General features: G+C 73.5%; 12 protein-coding genes and 1 pseudogene. 4 read left to right on the forward strand and 9 right to left on the reverse strand.

The genetic code is table 11. The features are described from left to right. Window positions 1–254: 254 nt before the first annotated feature. Together ACZ6AA_RS06775 and ACZ6AA_RS06780 are read left to right on the forward strand one after the other, a co-directional pair. On the forward strand, window positions 255–4,088 hold the full coding sequence (locus ACZ6AA_RS06775; protein WP_471456552.1) for a serine protease: 3,834 nt from the start codon (window positions 255–257) through the stop codon (window positions 4,086–4,088). Between the two features lie 131 nt (window positions 4,089–4,219). Further along, the gene (locus tag ACZ6AA_RS06780) at window positions 4,220–5,170 is read left to right on the forward strand and encodes a bifunctional riboflavin kinase/FAD synthetase (protein ID WP_468451810.1); all 951 of its coding nucleotides are present in this window, start codon (window positions 4,220–4,222) and stop codon (window positions 5,168–5,170) included. A 101-nt stretch (window positions 5,171–5,271) separates the two neighbouring features. Here the strand turns inward: ACZ6AA_RS06780 and ACZ6AA_RS06785 are convergent, their stop codons facing one another. The 9 genes and pseudogenes from ACZ6AA_RS06785 to eccE form a co-directional block, all read right to left on the reverse strand. Further along, window positions 5,272–6,291 (reverse strand): oligopeptide/dipeptide ABC transporter ATP-binding protein, encoded by a 1,020-nt coding sequence (locus tag ACZ6AA_RS06785; protein ID WP_468451808.1) that lies wholly within the window; start codon window positions 6,289–6,291, stop codon window positions 5,272–5,274. Between the two features lie 151 nt (window positions 6,292–6,442). Further along, on the reverse strand, window positions 6,443–7,468 hold the full coding sequence (locus ACZ6AA_RS06790) for an ABC transporter ATP-binding protein (protein WP_471456638.1): 1,026 nt from the start codon (window positions 7,466–7,468) through the stop codon (window positions 6,443–6,445). 23 nt (window positions 7,469–7,491) lie between these two features. Then, window positions 7,492–8,454 carry an ABC transporter permease gene (locus ACZ6AA_RS06795; protein ID WP_468451804.1) on the reverse strand — a complete coding sequence of 321 codons (963 nt, stop codon included), beginning with the start codon at window positions 8,452–8,454 and terminating at the stop codon, window positions 7,492–7,494. Continuing rightward, the gene (locus ACZ6AA_RS06800; RefSeq protein WP_468451802.1) at window positions 8,451–9,551 is read right to left on the reverse strand and encodes an ABC transporter permease; all 1,101 of its coding nucleotides are present in this window, start codon (window positions 9,549–9,551) and stop codon (window positions 8,451–8,453) included. The genes ACZ6AA_RS06795 and ACZ6AA_RS06800 overlap by 4 nt, the downstream gene beginning before the upstream one ends. A 59-nt stretch (window positions 9,552–9,610) precedes the next feature. Next, complete coding sequence (locus ACZ6AA_RS06805) at window positions 9,611–11,500, reverse strand: ABC transporter substrate-binding protein (RefSeq protein WP_471456555.1); 1,890 nt, start codon at window positions 11,498–11,500, stop codon at window positions 9,611–9,613. Between the two features lie 292 nt (window positions 11,501–11,792). Then, window positions 11,793–14,714: a MinD/ParA family ATP-binding protein gene (locus tag ACZ6AA_RS06810; RefSeq protein ID WP_471456640.1), complete on the reverse strand. Its 2,922-nt coding sequence runs from the start codon at window positions 14,712–14,714 to the stop codon at window positions 11,793–11,795. Window positions 14,715–15,500: 786 nt separating this feature from the next. Further along, window positions 15,501–15,629 (reverse strand): annotated as a pseudogene (locus ACZ6AA_RS06815) (SCO5717 family growth-regulating ATPase); the annotation flags it as partial. 342 nt (window positions 15,630–15,971) lie between these two features. After that, window positions 15,972–16,769: a hypothetical protein gene (locus ACZ6AA_RS06820; RefSeq protein ID WP_471456641.1), complete on the reverse strand. Its 798-nt coding sequence runs from the start codon at window positions 16,767–16,769 to the stop codon at window positions 15,972–15,974. Window positions 16,770–16,819: 50 nt separating this feature from the next. Further along, on the reverse strand, window positions 16,820–18,118 hold the full coding sequence (eccE, locus tag ACZ6AA_RS06825; RefSeq protein WP_468451798.1) for a type VII secretion protein EccE: 1,299 nt from the start codon (window positions 18,116–18,118) through the stop codon (window positions 16,820–16,822). Window positions 18,119–18,290: 172 nt separating this feature from the next. On the opposite strand from eccE, the gene eccB reads away from it, so the two are divergent. Next, complete coding sequence (gene eccB, locus ACZ6AA_RS06830) at window positions 18,291–19,835, forward strand: type VII secretion protein EccB (RefSeq protein ID WP_468451796.1); 1,545 nt, start codon at window positions 18,291–18,293, stop codon at window positions 19,833–19,835. Between the two features lie 12 nt (window positions 19,836–19,847). After that, window positions 19,848–21,131 carry a type VII secretion-associated serine protease mycosin gene (gene mycP, locus ACZ6AA_RS06835; RefSeq protein ID WP_471456557.1) on the forward strand — a complete coding sequence of 428 codons (1,284 nt, stop codon included), beginning with the start codon at window positions 19,848–19,850 and terminating at the stop codon, window positions 21,129–21,131. The last annotated feature ends 87 nt before the right edge of the window (window positions 21,132–21,218 follow it).

Below are 21,218 nucleotides of genomic sequence, written 5' to 3' on the forward strand. Positions count from 1 at the left end.
GGGTGTGTGTGGGTGGTGGTTTGGGTGGTGGGGGGGGGGGGGGGGGGGGGGGGGGGGGGGCGTTCTCCCCCCCCCCCCCCCCACGGTCCCCCCTTCAGAAGGTGTATCCACCCCCACCCGCCGATTCACCCCTACGGGCAGGCGCTCGGAGTGAACCGAGGGAGCGGAAGGGGGCGCGTTCGGCTCGCGTTCTGTCCGGCTGATCATCGCCGACCTACGGTCGAAGGTACGGGGTGCGGCTGGGAGGTTCGAGCATGGCGGGACGGGGCCCGCGCGCCCGGGGCGGCGCGGAGCGGGACCGGGGCCGGAGCGCGTGGACGGCGGGCCGCGACGCGTGGCGCGAGCCCGAGCGGTCCCTGGTGCGGATCTGCGACCTGGCCGGGCGTCCGCGCGGCCACGGCTTCGCCGCCGACGACGACGGCACCGTCGTCACCAGCCACGAGGCGGTCGACGGCCTCGCCCGGATAGTCCTGCACGCGCCCGGCGAGCGCACCTGCGTCGTGACCGCCGACGCCGTCACCGCGCTCCCGGAGACCGACCTCGCCCTCGTCCGCACCGACGGCCTCGCCCTGCGCCCGCTGCCCGTCGCCGCGCGCGACGGCGTGGACGTCGGCTCGTACGTCCGCATCGCCACGGGTGGCTGGCGCCAGGCCCGGGTTCTCGACTCGGCCGCCGTCACGTACACCGCCACCGACCGCTTCCACCTCCTCGACGCCGCCATGGAGCTGGCCATCGGCACCGACGGGGCGGACGCGCTGCGGCTCGGCGGCGGCGCCGCGGGCGGGCCCGTCGTCGACGCCGCCTCCGGCGCGGTGCTCGCCGTCCTCGCCACCGCGTTGCAGGCCCCGCACCGCGCCGCCGGGTTCGCCGTGCCGCTGCGGGCCGCGGCCGCCGCGGACCCCGGCGGGCCGCTCGCCGCCCTGCTCGCGCGCAACGCGGCGACCGTGCCCGGCTTCGGCCGCGATCTGAACCTCGCGGGCGCGCTGCACCTCACGGCCACGTCACTCGGCTCCGACGGGCCCCGCGCGCTCGACCCCGAACCGGTCGAACGCCCCTTCACCTGCCGGGAGTTCACCCACTTCGCCGCCGGACCCGCACGGGTGCTCGGCCTCGTCGGCGACCCCGGCACCGGCCGCACCACGGAACTCGCCGCCCTCGCCCGCCGCCGCGCCCGGGGCGCCGAACCCGCCCCCACCCTGTGGCTGCGCGGCGCCGACCTGCGGGACGCGGACACCTCCGTGGCCGACGCGGTGGGCCGCGCCCTGGAGCGGGCCGGGCGCATCCTCGCCGCGTCCGACGCGGCGGTCGGCGGGGACGAGGGGCTGGGTGACATCTCCGCGGGGCGGGTCGCCCGGCTCGTGCGGGACGCCGGGCGGCCGCTGCTGCTCCTGCTCGACGGGCCCGAGGAGATGCCGCCCGTGCTCGCCCACCGCCTCGCCGGGTGGAGCGCGGGGACGGCCGGATGGCTGCGGGACACCGGGGCGCGGCTCGTCGTGGCCTGCCGCGCGGAGTACTGGGAACAGGCCGGGGCCCACTTCCCGCCGGAGCTGCTGCACGTCCCGGACGGCGACGCGATGGCGTACCGCTCCCGGGCCGCCCTGCCCGGCTGCGTACGCCTCGGCGAGCTGCCCGAGGCGCAGGCGCGCCGGGCCCGCGAGCGGTACGGCATCGCGGACGGCGCGCTCGCCGACGCCGACGCCGGACACCCCCTGACGCTGCGGCTCCTGTCCGAGGTCACGGCGGCGCTGCCGGACGCCGCCCCCGCCGGGCGGCCCTGCCGCGAGGAGGTGTTCGCCGCCCACCTCGACCTCCTCTGCCTGCGCGTCGCCGTGCGGCTCGCCGCCGACAGCGGGCTGCGCGGGACGGCCGTACGGCGCCTCGCGGCGAAGGTGTCCGGGCAGGTCCACGAGGCCGCCCGGCGCTGCCTCGGCCCCGGCCAGGGACAGCTCGACCGCCCCGCCTTCGAGACGGTCTTCCCCTGGGGAGCTTTGCCCGGCAGGGGCGCCGACGGCTGTACGGGCTGGGCCTCGGCCGTCCTCACCGAAGGCCTCCTCGTCCCCGCGGGCCCCGGCTACCGCTTCGCCCACGAGGAGCTGGGCGACTGGCTCCAGGGCCTCCACCTCGACATCGACGCGGCCCTGACCTCCCTGACCCTGCGCTACGCCCACCCCCACGCCCCGCCCCCGCCCCGCTCCCTGCCGGTGCCCCACCACCGGGCCGGCCCGGTCCTCCAGGCCCTGCTGGGGCTCGAACGCCAGCGGGGGGCCGAGGAACTCGCGTTGAGGTTGGGGGAGTTGGTGGGGGCGCTTGAGGTGTTTGGGGGGATGGGGGAGGCGGGGGAGGCAGAGACCGAGGGGGAGGTGGTGGTTGCGGGGGAGGTGGCCGCTTTGGGGGAGGCGACGGCTTTGGGGGAGGGTGCGGCCGACAGTTGCGGGGGCTCGGGGGTGGTCGCGGTCGACAGTGGTCTTGGGTTGTCGGGGGAGGTTGTGGCTGGTGGGGGTGTGACGGTGTGGGGTGAGGGGGTCTGTCTGGCCCGTACTGATGTCCCACAGCCACGGGTGGGCGGGTGGGACGGCCGCCGCGGAGCGGCGGTGGGGGGCGGTCACGCCGGTGCCGGGTGCGGGGCGGGGGACCCGGGAGCCCGGGGCGGCGTCGGGGCGGGGGACGACGTGGGGAGTGCGCGGTGGTGGGCGCGGCATCTGGTGCGGGAGACGCTGCTCCGGGTGGCCGACGCGACCCCGTACGCGCCCGTGCTCCAACGCCTCGCCGGGCAAAGGCAGTTCGGCCCCGACTTCTGGCTGGCCCTGCCCCTCTCGGAGGCGGCCAGGTTCGAGCTGCTGCGGGCGGTCGTGGTGCACGACGGCCCGCCGGGCACCGGGCGCCGCTGCCTGGACGCCGTCGCGGAGCGCCTCGCCGCCGACCCCGCCGCCGTACAGCACCATCTGACCCGGTGGTTCGCCGACGAGAGGCCGCTGCGCGCCGCCCCCGAGGCGACCGTCGCCTCCGCCGCCCAGGCCCTCCTCCACACGCACCGCCACCGCGCCGTCGACGACCTCACCGAGGCCCTCGTCGACTGCGCCCACCCGCGCGCCGACGAACTCCTCGGCGCCCTCGCCGAGGACGAGCCGTCCGCGCTCTGCCGCGCCGTCGACCGCTGGGCCCACGACGCCCGCCCCGCCCGCCGCGTCGCCGCCGCCACCCACGCCCCGCGCGCCGCCCGGCACACCACCGGCGAGGCCGACCGTCGCCTGCTGCGGTACGCGGCCCAGACGCTCCTCGACCGCCCCGGCGACGAGTCCCTGCACGGCGCCGCCCTCGGCCTCCTCGTCCGTGACCCGCACACCCGCGCTCGCCACCTCCCGTACGCCCTGCGCCGCTTCGCCACCGGCGACCCGGGCCTGCCCGCGAGCGCCCTGGCCACCGCCCTCGGCACGCACCCGGAGCCGGTGCTCGCCGCCTTCCGGGACCGGCTGCGCGCCCGCGACACCGGCACCGCCGAGGTCCTGCGCGGCCTCCCCGACGTGCCCTCGCCCGCCCTCGCCCGGCGCGTGGCGGACCTCGTACGCGAGCGGGTGGAGCAGTGCCCGCGTGCCGCGGCGGACGCGGCGGCGTATGTGGATCTGCGCCTCGAACGGGGGCCGGAGGCGCGAGCCGAGCTGTTCCCGCTGGTCGTCGCCCTGCTGAAGGGCCGCGGCGTGGACGTGCGCGTCGCCCTCGCCCCCGTGCTTGCCGCCCCCGGCACCCCCGTCTCGCGGCCCCTGCGCGCCGAACTGCTCGACCTGCTGCTCGCCGCCGAGCGGGAGCACGTCGTCTTCGAGGCCGTGCTGCGCGCCGTCGGCGGCCGGGGCGGCGGCGCCGAGCGCGACCGCGACCTCGTCCGCCGCACCGCCCTCCTCGCCGGCCGCACCCCGGAAGGCGCAACGGCCTTCGACCGCGCCCTGGTCGACGTGGCCCGGCGCGTCCCCGGCTTCGCCACCCGGCTCATGGGCTGGCTCACCGAAGCCCCGCAGGACTGGGCCGCGCTGGTCGGGCCGAGCGCCCGGCGCACCATCGAGCACCTGACCGGCGAGGTGCCCGTGTCGGCGTGAGCTCCGCCACCCCGGCCGATGCGGGCGACAAACTGTCGGCATGGCAGTCTTAGACCTGCGCAATCGGCAAGGGAACGTACAGACGTACGGGCGTACGGATACATACACGGGTTCGGCGAGGAGCGAAGACAGTGCAGCGCTGGCGTGGCTTGGAGGACATCCCCCAGGACTGGGGGCGCAGCGTCGTCACCATTGGTTCCTACGACGGCGTGCACCGCGGTCACCAGCTGATCATCGGCCGCGCGGTGGCCCGCGCCCGTGAACTGGGCGTGCCCGCCGTGGTCGTCACCTTCGACCCGCACCCGAGCGAGGTCGTGCGCCCCGGCAGCCACCCGCCGCTGCTCGCCCCGCACCACCGGCGCGCCGAGCTGATGGCCGACCTCGGCGTGGACGCCGTCCTCATCCTCCCCTTCACCACCGAGTTCTCGAAGCTGTCGCCCGCCGAGTTCGTGGCGAAGGTCCTTGTGGACAAGCTGCACGCCAAGGCCGTCGTCGAAGGCCCCAACTTCCGCTTCGGCCACCGCGCCGCGGGCAACGTCGAGGTCCTCACCGACCTCGGCCGGACGTATGACTACGAGGTCGAGGTCATCGACCTGTACGTGAGCGGCACGGCGGGCGGCGGCCAGCCCTTCTCCTCCACGCTCACCCGCCGCCTCATCGCCGAGGGCGACGTCGCGGGCGCCCACGAGATCCTGGGCCGCCCGCACCGCGTGGAGGGCGTCGTCGTCCGCGGCGCCCAGCGCGGCCGCGAGCTGGGCTTCCCCACGGCCAACGTCGAGACCCTGCCGCACACCGCGATCCCCGCCGACGGCGTCTACGCCGGGTGGCTGCACGCCCAGGGCGAGGCGATGCCCGCGGCGATCTCCGTCGGCACCAACCCCACGTTCGACGGCACCGCGCGCACCGTCGAGGCCTACGCGATCGACCGCGTCGGCCTGGACCTGTACGGCCTGCACGTCGCCGTGGACTTCCTCGCCTACGTCCGCGGCATGGCGAAGTTCGACTCGATCGACGACCTCCTGGTCGCGATGGCGGACGACGTGAAGAAGTCACGGGACCTGGTCGAGGCGGCAAGCGACTGACTCGGGTCCGCGCGGTGACGACGGCCTGAGCGGCAACGATCAGCCCGTCCGGCGTTTGAGGACGAGCCCGCAGGACGATCTGCGGCGCGCCGACTGCAAGGTCACCCCCGGACCGCCGCCCAGTGGCACGCCACCTGCGTCCCCCCGGCGCCCGACAGCACCGGCAGGTCCTTCGTACGGCAGTCCTGCGCCACCCCGGCCCGCTCCGCCTCACCGCCCGCCAGGATCTGGCACCGCGCGTGGAACCGGCACCCGCCCGGCACCCTGGACGGGTCCGGCGGCTCCCCCGTGAGCACCACCGGCTCCCCCTCCGCCTCCGGCAGGACGGACAGCAGGGCCTGGGTGTACGGGTGCTGAGGTGCCGTCAGGACCTGCTCGACCTCGCCGGTCTCCACGATCCGGCCCAGGTACATGACGGCCACCCGGTCGGCGATGTTCCAGGCGAGCCCCAGGTCGTGGGTCACCACGAGCGCGGACAGGCCGAGTTCCTCGCGCAGCCGGAGCAGCAGCGCCAGGATCTCGCCGCGCACGGACGCGTCCAGGGAGGCCACCGGCTCGTCCGCGACGATCAGCTCCGGCTCCAGGACCAGCGCGCCCGCGATGACCACGCGCTGGCGCTGCCCACCGGACAGCTCGTGCGGGTACCGCAGGAAGAACCGCTCCGGCGGCCGCAGCCCCGCCCGGGACAGGGCCGCGCCGACGGCGGCCCGCTCGTCGCCCCCGTACCCGTGGATGCGCAGCCCCTCCGCCACGGCCTCGTACACCGTGTGCCGGGGGTTGAGCGAGCCGCTCGGATCCTGCAGGACGAGCTGGACGCGCTTGCGGTACGCCTTCAGGGCGCGGCCGCGGTAGTCCAGCGGCTTGCCGTCGAAGGTGACGCGGCCGGACGTGGGCGGGACGAGGCCCAGCAGGGAGCGGGCGAGCGTCGTCTTGCCGCAGCCCGACTCTCCCACGAGCGCGACGATCTCGCCCCGCCGGATGTCGAGGTCCACGCCGTCCACCGCGCGCGCCGGGTCGGCGCCCCGGCGCCCGGGAAAGGAGATGCGCAGGTCGGAGGCGGTGAGAAGCGGTGCGGAACCGGTCGGGGGCTCGGTCGGGCCGAGGGTGGCTTCGGTGGTCATGCGCTTCTCCTCGCGGCCGGGCGCCCGGGTGGGCGGTTCATGGCGTACGCCGGGTGGTGCGCGGCGTGGGGCGGTGGCGGGGCGGCGTACGCGGGGCGCGCTCCCCGGCGCCCCCTCCCCGCCCCGGAGGGCGGCGCCGTCCGATGCCCCGTCACGGCGCCCCCTCCACCACCGGAGCCGACGGCCGCGCGCCATCCCCGGCCTCCGGCGCGCCCACGTGCACGCACGCCGCCCGCCGCGCCGGTCCCGCCGCGCGCAGCGCCTGGTCGTCCGTCGAGCAGGACTCGATCGCCTCCGGGCAGCGCGGGTGGAACGTGCAGCCGGACGGCAGCGCCGAGGGGTCCGGCGGGTCGCCGGGCAGGCCCCGGGGCGCGAACCGCGACGACAGGTCCCCGATGCGCGGGAACGCCGCCGACAGCGCCTTGCCGTACGGGTGCCGCGCCCGCTCGTACACCTCCCGCGCCGGACCCTCCTCCACCACCCGCCCCGCGTACATCACCGCGAGCCGGTCGCAGGTGTCGGACAGGACCGCCAGGTCATGGCTGATCATGATCAGGCCCAGGTCCTGCTCGGCCACGAGCTGTTCGATGAGGCGCAGGATCTGCGCCTGGATCATCACGTCGAGCGCCGTCGTCGGCTCGTCGGCGATGATCAGGCGCGGGTCGCAGGCGAGGGCCATCGCGATCATCACGCGCTGGCGCTGGCCGCCGGACAGCTCGTGCGGGTAGGCGTCCGCGCGTGCGCCCGGGAGCCCCACGTGTTCCAGGAGCTCGCGGGCCTTCTTCTTCGCGCCGGCCGGGGTCGCCTTCTTGTGCAGCAGGACGGGCTCGGCGATCTGGTCGCCGATGCGGTGCACCGCGTTCAGGGAGTGCATCGCGCCCTGGAAGACGATGGACGCGCCCGCCCAGCGGACCGCGCGCACCCGGCCCCACTTCATGGTGAGCACGTCCTCGCCGTCGAGCAGGATCTCGCCGGTCACCCTCGTGCCCGCGGGCAGCAGCCGCAGCAGCGCCAGCGCCAGCGTGGACTTGCCGCAGCCCGACTCCCCGGCCACGCCCAGCTTCTGCCCGGCGGCCACGGAGAGGTCGACGCCGCGGACGGCGGCGGCCCCGGACGCGTACGTCACCGTGAGGTCCCGTACGTCGAGCAGGGTCCGCCCGGCGCCCGCGTCGCCCATCGTGGTCTCGGTCGTCTCGGTGGTCAACGGGACACTCCCAGCCTGGGGTTGAGCACGGACTCCACGGCCCGCCCGCACAGCGTGAACGCGAGCGCGACGACGGCGATCGCGATGCCGGGCGGCGCCAGGTACCACCAGTCGCCCGCGCTGACCGCGCCCGCCTCGCGCGCGTCCTGGAGCAGACCGCCCCAGGAGACGACCGTGGGGTCGCCGAGGCCGAGGAAAGCGAGCGTCGCCTCGGTGAGGATCGCGCTGGAGATGACGAGGGTGGTCTGCGCGAGGACCAGCGGCATGACGTTGGGCAGCACGTGCCGGGCCATGATGTGGCCGTGGCCGCCGCCGAGCGCCTGGGCCCGCTCGATGTAGGGCCGGGACTCCACGGCGAGGGTCTGGGCGCGCACCAGGCGGGCCGTGGTCGGCCACGTCGTCACGCCGATCGCGAGGATGACGGTCCACACGGAGCGGTCCATCACGGACGCGAGCGCGATGGCGAGGACGAGCGTCGGCATCACCAGGAACCAGTCCGTGACCCGCATGATGACGGTCGCGTACCAGCCCCGGAAGTGGCCCGCGGTGATCCCCACGACCGTCCCGATGGCCACCGACAGGAACGCCGCGAGCAGCCCGACCGTCAGCGAGATGCGCGCGCCCCACACGAGCAGCGCGAGCAGATCGCGGCCGAACTGGTCGGTGCCGAGCGGGAACTCGCCGGTCGGCGACTGCATGGCCTCGCCCGGCGCCTCTGTCACGCTCTGCGCGTCCGAGCCGACGAGCAGCGGCGCGAACACCGCGGCGAGGGCGATGAGGACCAGCGCGACCAGGCCGAAGACCCCGGCCCGGTGGGTGCGGTACTCCCGCCAGAAGCGGGCCGCGGAGTGCCGCCTGCGCGTCCAGGCGAGGGCGCGCGGGCTCTTCGCCTCCCGCGGGGCGCCCGTCTTCTCGGGCTCCTGCGGCGCGGGGACGGAGGAGGCTGTCTCGGTCGTCATCGGCCCACCCTGGGATCGAGCAGCGGATAGATCACGTCGGCCACCGTGTTCATCAGGATCACCGCCGTCGCGAAGACGAAGAAGAGCCCCTGCACCAGCGGCAGGTCCGGCACGCTGAGCGCCTGGTAGAACAGGCCGCCGAGCCCGGGCCAGGAGAACACCGTCTCGACCAGGATCGCGCCCGCGACCACCGTGCCCAGGTTCACGAACATCAGGGTGACGGTGGGCAGCAGCGCGTTCGGCACGGCGTGCCGCCGCCGCACCAGGTCGTCCCGCAGCCCCTTGGCCCGCGCCGTCGTCAGATAGTCGCTGCCCATCTCGTCGAGCAGCGACGAGCGCATGACGAGCAGCGTCTGCGCGTATCCGACGGCGACGAGCGTGACCACCGGCAGGACCATGTGGTGCGCGACGTCGACGACGTACCCGAACCCGCTCTCGTCACCGCTCTCCATGCCGCCCGTCGGGAACATCCCGGGCAGCGGCCCGACCCCCACGGAGAACGTGATGATGAGCAGAAGCCCGAGCCAGAACGACGGCACCGAGTACAGCGTCAGCGCGAGCCCGGTGTGGAAGCGGTCGCCGAAGCGGCCGTTGCGCCAGGCCGTGCGCGTCCCCAGCCAGATGCCGATGAGCGTGTAGAGGACGTACGCCGTGCCGGTGAGCCACAGCGTCGGGCCGAGCGCCTCCGTGATCTTGTCCATGACGGGCGTGTGGAACTGGTACGACGTGCCGAAGTCCCCGGTGAGGACATTGCCGCAGTAGTCGGTGAACTGCTTCCACACCGGCTGGTCGAGCCCGAACTCCGTGCGCATGGCGGCCAGTTGCTCACTGGAGACCCGCCGTCCGCCCGTCATCTGCTTCACCGGGTCGCCCGGGATGAGCCGGAACAGGAAGAAGCTGGTGACGAGCACGGCGAACATCGAGACGAGGGCGCCGCCGAGCTTGCCCGCGACGTACTGGAGATAGGCGGCCGTGCTGCCCGCCCGGGGGCCGCGGCCCCGGGGACCGGCCGGCACGGCCGGTCCGCCGGAAGCCGCGTCCTTGGCTTCGGCCTCGGCGGCGAGGATCGCCGCCGGATTGCGTTCGCCCCCGGTCATGCGTCACTCGCGGTGTGGGGGGACGTCCGCTTGGCTGTCATCCGCTGGTGTCTCATGCGTTACTCGCGGTCCTCTGCGGTCGAGCGGCGGCGCAGGGCGATCAGGACTCCGCCGCCCGCGAGCACCACCGCGGCGACGGCGATACCGATGATGACACCGGTCGAGCTGCCACCATCGGAAGAACTCTTCCCACTCGCCGGGACCGCCGACCACCAACTCCAATAGCCGTCCTGGCCGTAGATGTTCCCCGCCGCCGACGGCATGGTGGTGATGGACTTGATCTGGTCCGTGCGGTAGGCCTCCACGGCGTTCGGGTACGCGATGACGTTCATGTAGCCCGAGTCGTACAGCCGCGACTGCATCTGCTTGACGAGATCGACCCGCTTGGCCGGGTCGTACTCGGCGAGCTGCTTGTCGTACAGTTCGTCGAACTTCTTGTCGCAGATGAAGTTGTCCGTCGCCGCGCTCTCCTTGGCCTTCTCCGGCAGCGCGGCGCAGGTGTGGATGCCGAGGACGAAGTCGGGGTCGGGGTTGACCGACCAGCCGTCGAAGGCGAGGTCGTACTCGCCCGCGTACCAGGGCACGGACACGTCGTCGAGGCAGTTCACCTTCAGGCCGATGCCGAGGTCGCCCCACCACTCCTTGAGGTACTTGCCGACCGCCTTGTCGTTCGGGTCGGTGGCGTGGCACAGGATCCGGAAGTCGAGCGGCTTGCCGTCCTTGCCGACGCGCTTGCCGCCCTTCTTCTTGTACCCGGCCTCGTCGAGGAGCGCCGCCGCCCGCTTCGGGTCGTAGCGCAGCTCCTGGTCGGCGGAGGGCTTCCAGGCGTAGTCGGAGAAGCGCGGCGGGATGTACCCGGCGCCCTCGACGGCGTTGCCCTGGAACACCTTGTCGACGATCGTCTTGCGGTCCACGGAGAGGAAGAGCGCCTGCCGGACCCGCTTGTCGAGCAGCGCGGGGTGGCCGTCGCCGAACTTCTTGCCGTCGAGCGTGCGCGCGCCGGGGTTCGTGGCCAGGGCGAAGAAGCGGCGGCCCGGGCCGTTGTTCACCTTGATGTCCGACTCGCCCTTGAGGCCGTTCGCCTGAGCGGGCGTCAGCGCGGGCTGGCCCGCGACGAACGACACCTCACCCTTCTTCAGCGCCGCCACCGCGGCGTCCTGGTCCTTGTACGTCTTGAAGACCAGCTCGTCGAACTTCGGCGCGCCGCGCCAGAAGTTCTTGTTGGCCTTCAGTTTCACGTACTGGTCGACCTTGAAGTCGGTGAGGACGAAAGGACCGTTCCCGACGACCGGGAAATCCTTGTCGTTGTTGAACTTGGAGATGTCGTCGACCTTCTCCCAGACGTGCTTGGGCACGATCGGGACGTCGAGCGCCGCCATGGTCGACTGCGGCTTCTTGAGTTCGACGACCAGTTTCGTCGGACTCGGCGCCGTCACCTTCTTGAAATTGGTGACGAAGTTGGAGTTCGCGGTGGCTGTGCCTTCCTTGGACATGATTTTGTTGAACGTCCAGGCGGCGTCCTCCGCCGTGGCCTTCTTCCCGTCCGACCACTTGGAATTCGACCGGATGGTGTACGTCCAGGTGAGCTTGTCCGCCGACGGCTCCCACTTCTCGGCGAAGGCCGGGATCGCGTGGTTGTCCTTGGCGTCGTAGTTCGTGAGGTACTCGTACGTCAGCCGGTGGATGCTGGTGCTGAGCAGGCGCTGCGCGAGGAACGGGCTGAGCGAGTCGACGCTCTGCGCCACCGCGATGGTGAGGGTCTTCTTGCCGTCGTCCTTGGCCTCTGCCTGCTGGGGCGCCGGGTTGAGGGGGGTCGCCAGGCCCGCGGTGAGCGTGAAGGCCGCGGCCGCGGCGGCGAGGAGGAGGCGGGGGCGGCGGCGCTTCCGTGCGGTGGCCGCTCGGGCCTCTGATGATGGCCGTGTTCTGCCGTGCTGATCTTTAGTGTCCATGGATCGGTGACCTCGCGTCATCGCTTGCGCAGAGATGGCTGGTTACGGCTACGTGATCAAGGAACGTCAGGTGGTTGATGTGTGTGTATCAGCGCCGGTCATCGCGCGTCAACGGCCGGTGAACCCCATGTGGCCTGCGGAAATAACGAGTTGACCGGGAATTCATCCGCATTGGTCAAGACCACTGACGCCGTGCTGGCCAGAGAGTGGCACGCAAAAGCGCCCCGCCTTTTCGCTGGCGGGGCGCTTGCGCGGTTCCGGTGTGTTTCCTGGGGTTTCCGGGAGGGGGTGGTTACTGCTGCTGGGGCGGCTGCGGCTGCTGGTGGGGGTTGCCGGGGGCGGCCGGTTGCTGGTGGGGCTGGCCCGGGGCGGACGGCTGCCAGCCCTGCGGGCCGGTGGCCGGTGGCTGCGGCTGCTGCGCGCCCTGCTGCGGGACGGTTCCGTACGGCTGCTGCGCGCCTTGCTGCGGCGTGGCCTCGTACGGCTGCTGCCCGCCCCCGGGATACCCCTGACCCGGCAGCGGCGGGGCGACCCGCGGCGGCGGGTTGCCGTCCGACGTCCAGAGCCCCTGCGCCTGCTGCGCCCGTACGAAGTCCTCGGCCACCATCGCCGAGAGGTTGAAGTACGCCTCCCGCACCTTCGGCCGCATCATGTCCAGATTGACCTCGGCCCCGGCCGCCAGGTGCTCGTCGAAGGGCACGACGACGACGCCCCGGCAGCGCGTCTCGAAGTGGGACACGATGTCCTCCACCTTGATCATCTTCCCGGTCTCGCGGACCCCGGAGATGACGGTGATGGACCGCGAGACGAGGTCGGCGTACCCGTGCGCGGACAGCCAGTCCAGCGTCGTGGACGCGCTGCTCGCCCCGTCCACGGACGGCGTGGAGATGATGATCAGCTGGTCGGCGAGGTCGAGCACCCCGCGCATCGCGCTGTACAGCAGGCCGGTGCCGGAGTCCGTCAGGATGATCGGGTACTGCTTGCCGAGCACGTCGATCGCGCGCCGGTAGTCCTCGTCGTTGAACGTCGTGGACACGGCGGGGTCGACGTCGTTGGCGATGATCTCCAGGCCGGACGGCGCCTGCGAGGTGAAGCGCCGGATGTCCATGTACGAGTTGAGGTACGGGATCGCCTGGACCAGGTCGCGGATGGTCGCCCCGGTCTCGCGCCGCACGCGCCGCCCGAGCGTACCGGCGTCCGGGTTGGCGTCGATGGCGAGGATCTTGTCCTGCCGCTCACTGGCCAGCGTCGAGCCGAGCGCGGTCGTCGTGGTCGTCTTGCCGACGCCGCCCTTGAGGGAGATGACCGCGATGCGGTAGCAGGACAGGACGGGCGTACGGATCAGCTCCAGCTTGCGCTGGCGCTCGGCCTCCTCCTTCTTCCCGCCGAACTTGAACCGCGACCCGCCGCCCGCGGGACGGCTGCTCTTCGCCTTCTGCTTCTTGTTGTTGAGCAGCCGGTCGGAGGACAGCTCCACGGCGGCCGTGTACCCGAGGGGCGCGCCGGGGTTGGTCCGCTCCCGCTGATCGTGCTGCACGGGCTGCGGCCAGGCGGCACCGGCGCGGGGGTCGACGGGGGCCTGGGGCATCTGAGGCGCTTGGGGTGCCTGGGGCATCTGGGGTGCTTGGGGTTGCGCCTGCGGTTGTGCCTGTGCCTGTGCCTGTGGTTGCGGCTGGGGTGCTTGGGGCTGCGGGAGCTGGGCGTGCGGGGTCTGGGGCTGCACGGCCTGCGGCTGCTCCGGGGCGGGAGGCGTGGGCTGCTGGCCGAGCGGGTTCGGGAACTGGGCCTGCTGGAAGGGGGGTTGGGCCTGGGGTTGCGCGGGCTGCTGGTAGGGGCCGCTCGGCTGCTGCCCCGGGATGTGCGGCTGCTGCGGCTGCGCGTCCTGCGGGGGCTGGGCCTGAGGAGGCTGGGCCTGCGGCTGGGCGGCTTGGAACGGTGCCGTCTGCTGCGGGGGTACGGGAGCCGGGGGCGCGGCTTGCGGCTGGGGCTGTGGCTGGTGGGGCTGGGCTGCCTGCGGTGCTTGGGGTTCGTGCGTGTGGGGAGCCTGAGGGGCGGCTGTCTGAGGAGCGGCCGTCTGAGGCGGCTGGGGGAAGCCGTAACTGCCCTGGGGGGTGGGGGAGTTGACTCCGGGTGCGGGGGTCGGGGTCGGCGCCGGGAAGCCGTAGCCGCTCTGCGGGGGAGCGGGGGTCTCGGCGGGCTGTGTGGGCGCCGGGAACCCGTACCCGCTCGGCGGGGGAGTGGGCGTCTCGGGGACCGGGGCGGGCGCGGGCGTCTGCGCGGTGGGGACGGCCGGGGGCGTGGGCGCGGGCCAGGCCTGCGGGGCCGAAGGCTGGGGCTGCGGCTGGTGGGGCTGCTGGTCCTGGGCGACGGGGGCCGGGGCTTGGGCCGGGGCCGGCGTCGGGGCCTGGGTCGGCGCGGGCCACTGCGGGGCGGAGGTGGGGGCCGCGGGCTGGAACGCGGGCGGCAGGGGCGGGAGCCCGGCCTCGGGGGCGGGCGGCGGGGTCCAGGCGGGCGGGGTGGAGTCTTGTACGTCGTGGAGGTCGGCGGGGGGCTTGGGGGTGGGGTCCACCTTGGGGGTCGGCGTCACGTCGGCCGCGGGCTCGGGCTTGGGGGCGTCCTGGGGCTCGGCCTCGGGGGTCGGTGTCAGGTCGGCCTCGGGGGCGGCAGCGTCGGCTTCGGCCTCGGCCGGGGTGCCGGACTTTGGCTCGGCGCCCTGGTCGTCGCCGCTGCTGGAGCGAGGGTCGGCGCCGAAGGAACCGGCGACGAGGGCTGCGGCGAGCGAGTCGAAGTCGGAAGCCGGGTCGGTGCTGGTGCTGGTGCTGGTGCTGGTGCTGGTGCCTGTGCCGGAGCTGGTGCTGGAGTCGACGTCGGAGCCGGGGTCGACGTCAGAGTCGGAGCCGGAGTCGGAGTCGGAGTCGGCGACTGGGCCGGAGCCGATGCCGGAGACAGAGCTGGCGTCGGCGTCGGATTCCACGTCGGAGACGGCCTCGGCGGACTGCCCCGCGACCTCACGCCCGTCCTCGTCCCCGGTCCTCTCGACCACAGCACCGGAAGCCGACCCACCGACGAGTTCCTCATCGGAGCCAACAATCGCAGCGTCGACAACCGCGCCATCGGCACCCGCACCCTCGGCAGCCGAACTCTCGCCGACCGCACCGGAGTCGACCGCACCCGAGTCGGTCAGGCCTGAGTCGACCGCACCCGAGTCGGTCACGCCCGATTCGCTCACGCCCGAGTCGACCGCACCCGAGTCGACCGCACCCAAGTCGCTCAGACCCGAGCCAGCCGATCCACCCCCCGCGTCGACCTTCTCCTCGGCACCCTGGGCATCCCCCGACGCACGTTCAGCGTCCCGCTCGGCCATCTCACGCCGCAGCGCGGCAGGGGAGAACCGCATGGTGGCACCGCTCTCCAGGTCACCACCGCCCAGGTCGTCACCCCCGAGGCTCTCGGCGACGGGAGCGGCGGCCTGGCCCTTGTCGGAGTCCCCGGCACCCGAGGCGTCCCCGCTCCCGGCACCCACACCACGTACAGGAACGGAGGAAGCGACTCCCGCGACGGCCCCGCCCCAGTCCGCCACGCCCCCGGAGGCCGGAGGGGTCACGGGCGGGGCGGGCGGAACGGCAGGAGCCGTGGGCGGTGCGGGCGGAGCGGGCGGGGTGATCGGCTGCCCCGTGGGCGGCGCGAGCTGGAACCCGCTGCCGACCGGAAGCTTCGGCACGGCGCCGGCAGGAACACCGGAAGGTGCCCCGGACCCCCCGGAACCCGTACCCCAGGATCCAGCCGAAGCCTCGGAGGAGCCCCCGGCGGCACCGGACTCGGCAGGAGCAGCCGCATCCGCGGCCGCACCCGGAACGGAACCGGCCGAAGACGTAGGCGAGGAAGGCGTAGGCGAAGAGGAAGCGGACGCGTCACCGGAGCCGGAGGCGTCACCAGAGCCAGGGGTGGTGGCGGCGGGCGACGCGGACGGCGTCTCCCCTGCGCTGCCGGACGCGTTCTGCGTGTACCAGGCGGGCGGCGCATAGTCGATGGTGAACTCGCCCGTTGTCTCGGCAGCGGACTCCGCGTCGGACTGATCGTCGACGGGTGTGTCCCAGCCGCCGCGGATCTTGTCCCGATCGCTGTTCACAATGCCTCCTGGTGTGGTCGAGCACGTTCGTGCCGTGGTGGGAGGCGACCGTTCCTGTCGTCCGATCCGCCTGGCTCTCCCCGAGTGAGGGACGCGCGCACCCCGCGTACGGGTTCTGGCGTCGCCCTTGTCCCAGCCTAATCACCAAAAGCACCAGCACGGCAGGCCAGTCCGTCCCCCGGTCGGCGACCGTTACGTCACGCCTCACTCAAGTCCGGTCAACTCCCGTCAAACCACACGGACAAACCGCCCAACCACCCCCGAACCCCACAAACCCCATGCCCACCGTCGGACTGCCGGTCGCCCTGAAACCCCTCCGCCCCCTCCACGCCCCCCGATCCCTCAATCCATCCGCCGAGCCGCCCCAAGCAGCCCGATCTCCGCGTCGGTGCCCTGAGTCATCACGTACTGCCGGTCCCGCTCGGCGCACCACAGCGTCACCCCGTCGGCGAGCGTCGGCAGCGAGTCCACGTCCCCGCGCGGCAGCCCGAGGGAGCGCCCGATCTGCGTGGCCTCGTCGGGCGAGACCCGCTGCACCCCCACGAGCCGCGCCTGCCGGATCAACCGGGGTGCCACGGGGCTGAGATAGGGCAGCAGCGTCAGCACGGACTGCCAGGGCCCGGACACCACCCGCCCCCGAGGCGGCCGCATCCCGCAGTCCCGCACCACGAGCACCGGACTCCCGGCCGTCGCCCCCTGCGGCGGCACCCGCCCCACGTCGTGCACGGACATCCCGGCCTGCCCGACCCCCAGGGCCTGCACCAACTGCGCCCAGGCCTGCGCCCGCCCGGTCTCGACGGCCACCCGTGCCCCCGTGGCGGCGGCCCGCAGGGCGATCACCTGGGCGGTCCAGAGGCCACCGATGAGCAGGACGTCGTACGGAGTGGGGCGGTTCACGCCGAGCACGGCCGGCTGCCCGGCGGCGTCGGCGCCTATCACCACGCCGTCGTCCCCGATGGGCAGCGCGAGCAGGTCCACCTCCTCGGCGGAGAGCGCGTGCCGCCGGTGCCGGGGGCCGAGCAGCCCGAACCCTGTCCGCAGGACCTCGCGGAGACCGTTCGGAGACGGAGACGGAGGGGGAGTTGGGGACGGACCCGGTGCGGGAGTCGGTGTCCGCATCGGCCCCGGCGGCGGACCCATGGTCGGCGCGGCGGGACCGCGCGGCGCCGGGGGAGACGACGGAACACTCATCAGCGCGTGCCTCCCAGCGGCAACGTGGCGAGCATGGCGGGCAGTTGCTCCCGGTCGAGCCGCAGCAGGCCCGTCCCGGTGTGGCGCGCCGCGTGCTCCAACGCGCGCCGTGCCGCGACCAGTTCGGCGTCGCTCCGGCCGGTCACCCGCATATGGGCGCGCAGCGACACCGCCTGCCGCTCGTCGCGCGCCAGGGTGAGGCTGAACGTCGTGGCCAGCGTGGGCACCGCCGTGAGCAGGGACACCAGCTGCGGCAGCGAAGGCCCGCCGCCCGGGCCGCTCAGGCGCGGCCAGCGTCGTACCCAGTACGTCGTGTGCCGTCGGTTGTCGCAGCGCCAGGCGCGCTGGGACTCCTCGGTCCTGCGCGCGGGCGGCGCGTCCCCACCGGCCTGTGCCATCGCCAGCGGGTTGGCGCAGGCGGACGTGGCGACGGCGGCCGTCAGCTCGTCCTCGGTCAGCAGCGTCGCCCGGAATCCCGCCCCCGTCAGACGGCTCGCCAAGTGGTCCGCGGCCCGCACCGCGCACTTCTGCGCCCCGACGAGTCCGCCGCCCCGGGCGGCCACGGCCTCCGGGCACCGCTCCGGGTCGAGCTTCAGGGCTATCCAGGTGATGCGCACCGCGGGGGCGCCGGTCTGCGCCTGCAGCGGCGCGTAGTTGCTGACGGCCACCGACTGCTGCGGCAGATGCAGCGCGGGCGCGGGCTGCGTGTGCAGTACGACCTGCGCCGACTCCAGGCGGATCCCGTCGACTTCCAGGGTGTCGCGCACCAGGCCGATCGGCAGTGGCTGCCGCGTCCGCTCCGCCCGCAGGGCCGTCGCGTCCGACTCCACCTGCAGGACGACGGTCAGGAAGCTGCCGTCGCCGATCATCCCGACGGGCCGCCGGTCCTGGTCCTTACCGCGGCTGTACGCGTACGTCCGCAGCGAGGGGTCGCACTCCACGGCCGGCGCGAGCCCCGGCTCCGTGCCGGGCGGCACAGGAGTGGCGGCCGCGCGGCGCCTTCGGGCACGCAAGGCCCATGCGGCCGCGAGCAGTTCGGGCAACGAGCGCCCCCGTCGCCGTACCACCGCGAGCAGAAGGAGCGCTGCCGCGACCGCGCCTGCCGGAACGAGCGCCATCGGTGACACCACCCAGGCGGCGAGCAGCAGCGCCGCCGACACCTCCACCAGCGCCAGTTGTCGCAGCCGCAATGAACCGGCGCGCCCGGAACGGAACTTCAGGTGGTGCACCACCGTGCCGCCGTCCGGCGCCTGGCCGGAGGTCGTCGGCGGCCGCGCCCGCGTCGCGGAAGCCGTCATCCCAAACCCCCCGAATCTCCCGAAATACGGTGCACGGCAAGCCTCTTGAGGCTCCAGAACCTTACCCGCCCCACACGCGTGATTACTCAACAGGCATAGTAGGAGCTCGGTCTGACAACGAGCGAGGGGGGACGCCGACCCCCGGCGCTGCACAGGGGGGACGCGGACAGTCATGGCATCACGGCGCGACGAACTCAACGCCTACACGTTTGCGAAGCGTCGTACGCTCGCTGCCTTCATCCAGCCGACACCCTCGGGCTCGGAGGAAAGTGCCCCGCGACCACTGCGCGGCGTGCTTCCCGGGATCGTCGTCGGGGTGATCGTTCTGGCCGTTTTCGGCGCCTGGGGGATGCTCAAGCCCGCGGCCAAGCCCGGCTGGGACACGCCGAAGGAACACGTGATCATCGCGAGCAAGTCCACGACCCGGTACGTGATCCTCAAGACCGACGGCAAGCGGCAACTGCACCCCGTCCTCAACATGGCGTCGGCGAAGCTCCTCCTGGACGCCGACAAGGGCGAGGTCATCAAGGTCTCCGAGTCCGTCCTTGACAAGGGCAGGATCCCGCGGGGCGCGACCATCGGCATCCCGTACGCCCCGGACCGGCTGCCCGCCGCGTCCGAGGCCGGTGCCGCCAAGCGCTGGGCCGTCTGCGAACGCCCCGCGGACGGCGAACGCGCCATCCAGAAGGCCGCGTTCGTCCTGGCGGCGCGCGACCAGGACAGGACCGAGGGCGGCGAACGGCTGCGCGGCGGCGAGCTGTTGTACGTCGTCGGCCCCGACAAGGTGCGCTACGTGGTCGACGCGCGGGGCACCGCGTACCGCGTCCCCTCCAAGAACGAGAAGCTGCTGCGCGCCCTCGTACGCTTCGCCCGGGAACCGCAGCGGGTGTCCCGGCAGTGGCTGGCGACCCTGCACCGCGGCCACCTGATCTACTTCCCGAAGGTGGAGGGCACCCCCGGAGCGGACGCCGGGGTGGCCGACCTCCAGGAGCCGGGCGTCAACAAGGTCGGCATGGTGCTCAGGGCCCCCAACGCGGACAAGAAGCAGTACTACGTAGTGCTGCCCGGACGCGTCGCCCCGGTCTCCGACTTCACGGCGCACCTCCTGCTCGCGAGCCCCGACCTGGTCCGCCTCGGGCAGGAGGCCAAGGCGCGGGACGTCAGCCCCGGAGCGATCAGCCCCGTCAAGGAGGAGTTCGGCGCCCAGCACGAATGGCCGCGCTCCGCGCCGTCCCCCGCCAACGAGGCCTCCACCGCGCGCGGCAGCCGTAACACCGTCTGCAACGTCCTGCGCCACGTCGACGGCGACAGCGGCAGGACCACGCTGAGCACCTGGGCGGGCACGGACTTCCCCGCTCCCCTCCCCGCCGGTTCGTCGAGTGCGTACGTCACGCCCGGCTCGGGCCAGCTGTACCGGCAGTTCCTCGGCCGGGGCACGAAGACGGGCGGCGACTTCCTCGTCACCGACACGGGTCTGCGGTACGCGATGCAGTCCAACAGCGACAGCGCGACCGACGACGCGGGCATCGGCACCAGCGCCAAGGAGCGCGAGGAGCGCAAGGAGCGCGAGGAGCAGCAACAGGAGGCGGAACAGGCGCGCACCCGCCTCGGCTACGCCGACGTGGACGTGGCCCCGGTGCCCGTGGCCTGGTCCAGGTTCCTGCCGACGGGTCCGCGCCTGTCCACGGCCGCGGCACGGCAGCCACAGGGTTCGTAGGGGGAGTCACTGATGCCCACAGTGCCCTCGACACGCCTGCCCTCGCCCTTGGCGCCGCCGCGTGTGCGCAGGGCCGGGGCGGCTGTGGCCGTAGCCCTGGCCGTCGCGGCGACGACGGCCGCCCCCGCGGCGGCGGCACCGCCGACCAAGTCCCCGTCCTCGGACCGGTGCGAGTTCCCCAACAAGCCGTACGCGGGCCGCCCATGGGCGCTCCAGCGGGTCCTCCTCGACGAACTGTGGCGCCAGTCCACGGGCAAGGGCGTGAAGGTCGCGGTGATCGACACCGGCGTCGACGTCAAGAACCGCCAGCTCAAGCCCGCCGTCGACGTGTCCAAGGGGCGCAACTATCTCCCCAGGAACCTCAAGGACGACGACGGCAACAAGATCAAACGGGGCAAGGAGAACGGCACGTCGGACCTGGTCGGCCACGGCACCCGCGTGGCCGGCATCATCGCGGCCCGCCCGGCGAAGGACACCGGCTTCGTGGGCCTCGCACCCGACGCGACGATCATCCCGATCCAGCAGAATGACGCGGAGGGCCACGGCGACACCGCATCCCTCGCCCGCGCCATCGACTACGCGGTGGACGCCGGAGCGGAGATCATCAACATCTCCCAGGACACGGCGAACGCGGTGCGCCCCGCGCAGCACCTCGAGGACGCGGTGAAGCGAGCCGTCGCGAAGGGCCACCTGATCGTCGCCTCAGCGGGCAACGACGGCTTGGGCGGCAACGTCAAAAGGACGTACCCGGCGTGGTACGAGGGCGTGCTCGCGGTGGCGTCGTCGGACCGCAACAACGAACGCGCCCCCTTCTCCCAGTCGGGCGACTTCGTGGACGTCGCGGCGCCGGGCGTCGACATGATCTCCACGGTCCCGCTGGGCGGCCACTGCTCCGACAACGGCACGAGCTTCTCCGCCCCGTACGTCACCGGCGTGGCAGCCCTCATCAAGTCCAAGCACAGGGACTGGACCCCCCGCCAGATCACCGCCCAGATCCAACAAACAGCCGAACGCTCGACGTCCGGCCACGACCGCCTGGTCGGCTGGGGCGTAGTCGACCCCGTCCGCGCCCTCACCGAGGACGACCACCCGATCGAACGCCCCATCCCCCACGAGGGCGTACGACGCGGCAAGGCCCCGACCGCAGCCAAACTCCACCTCGGCGAGACGGCCGAGGAACGCACGGCCCGCATCGCCACGTATGTCGCCGTGGGCGCTGTGGTCGTGGTGGCGGGGCTTGGTGGGGCGGGGGTGGCTTTGCGGGATGCGCGGCGGAGGCGGGGGAGGGGAACGTGAGGCTGAGGGAGGGGAACCCGGGTGCCTCTTACGGCTTGGAGGACTTGGATGGCTTGGGGTGGCAGGCCTTCGATTGTTCAACCATCT

Source organism: Streptomyces sp. NPDC040610, assembly GCF_055594065.1.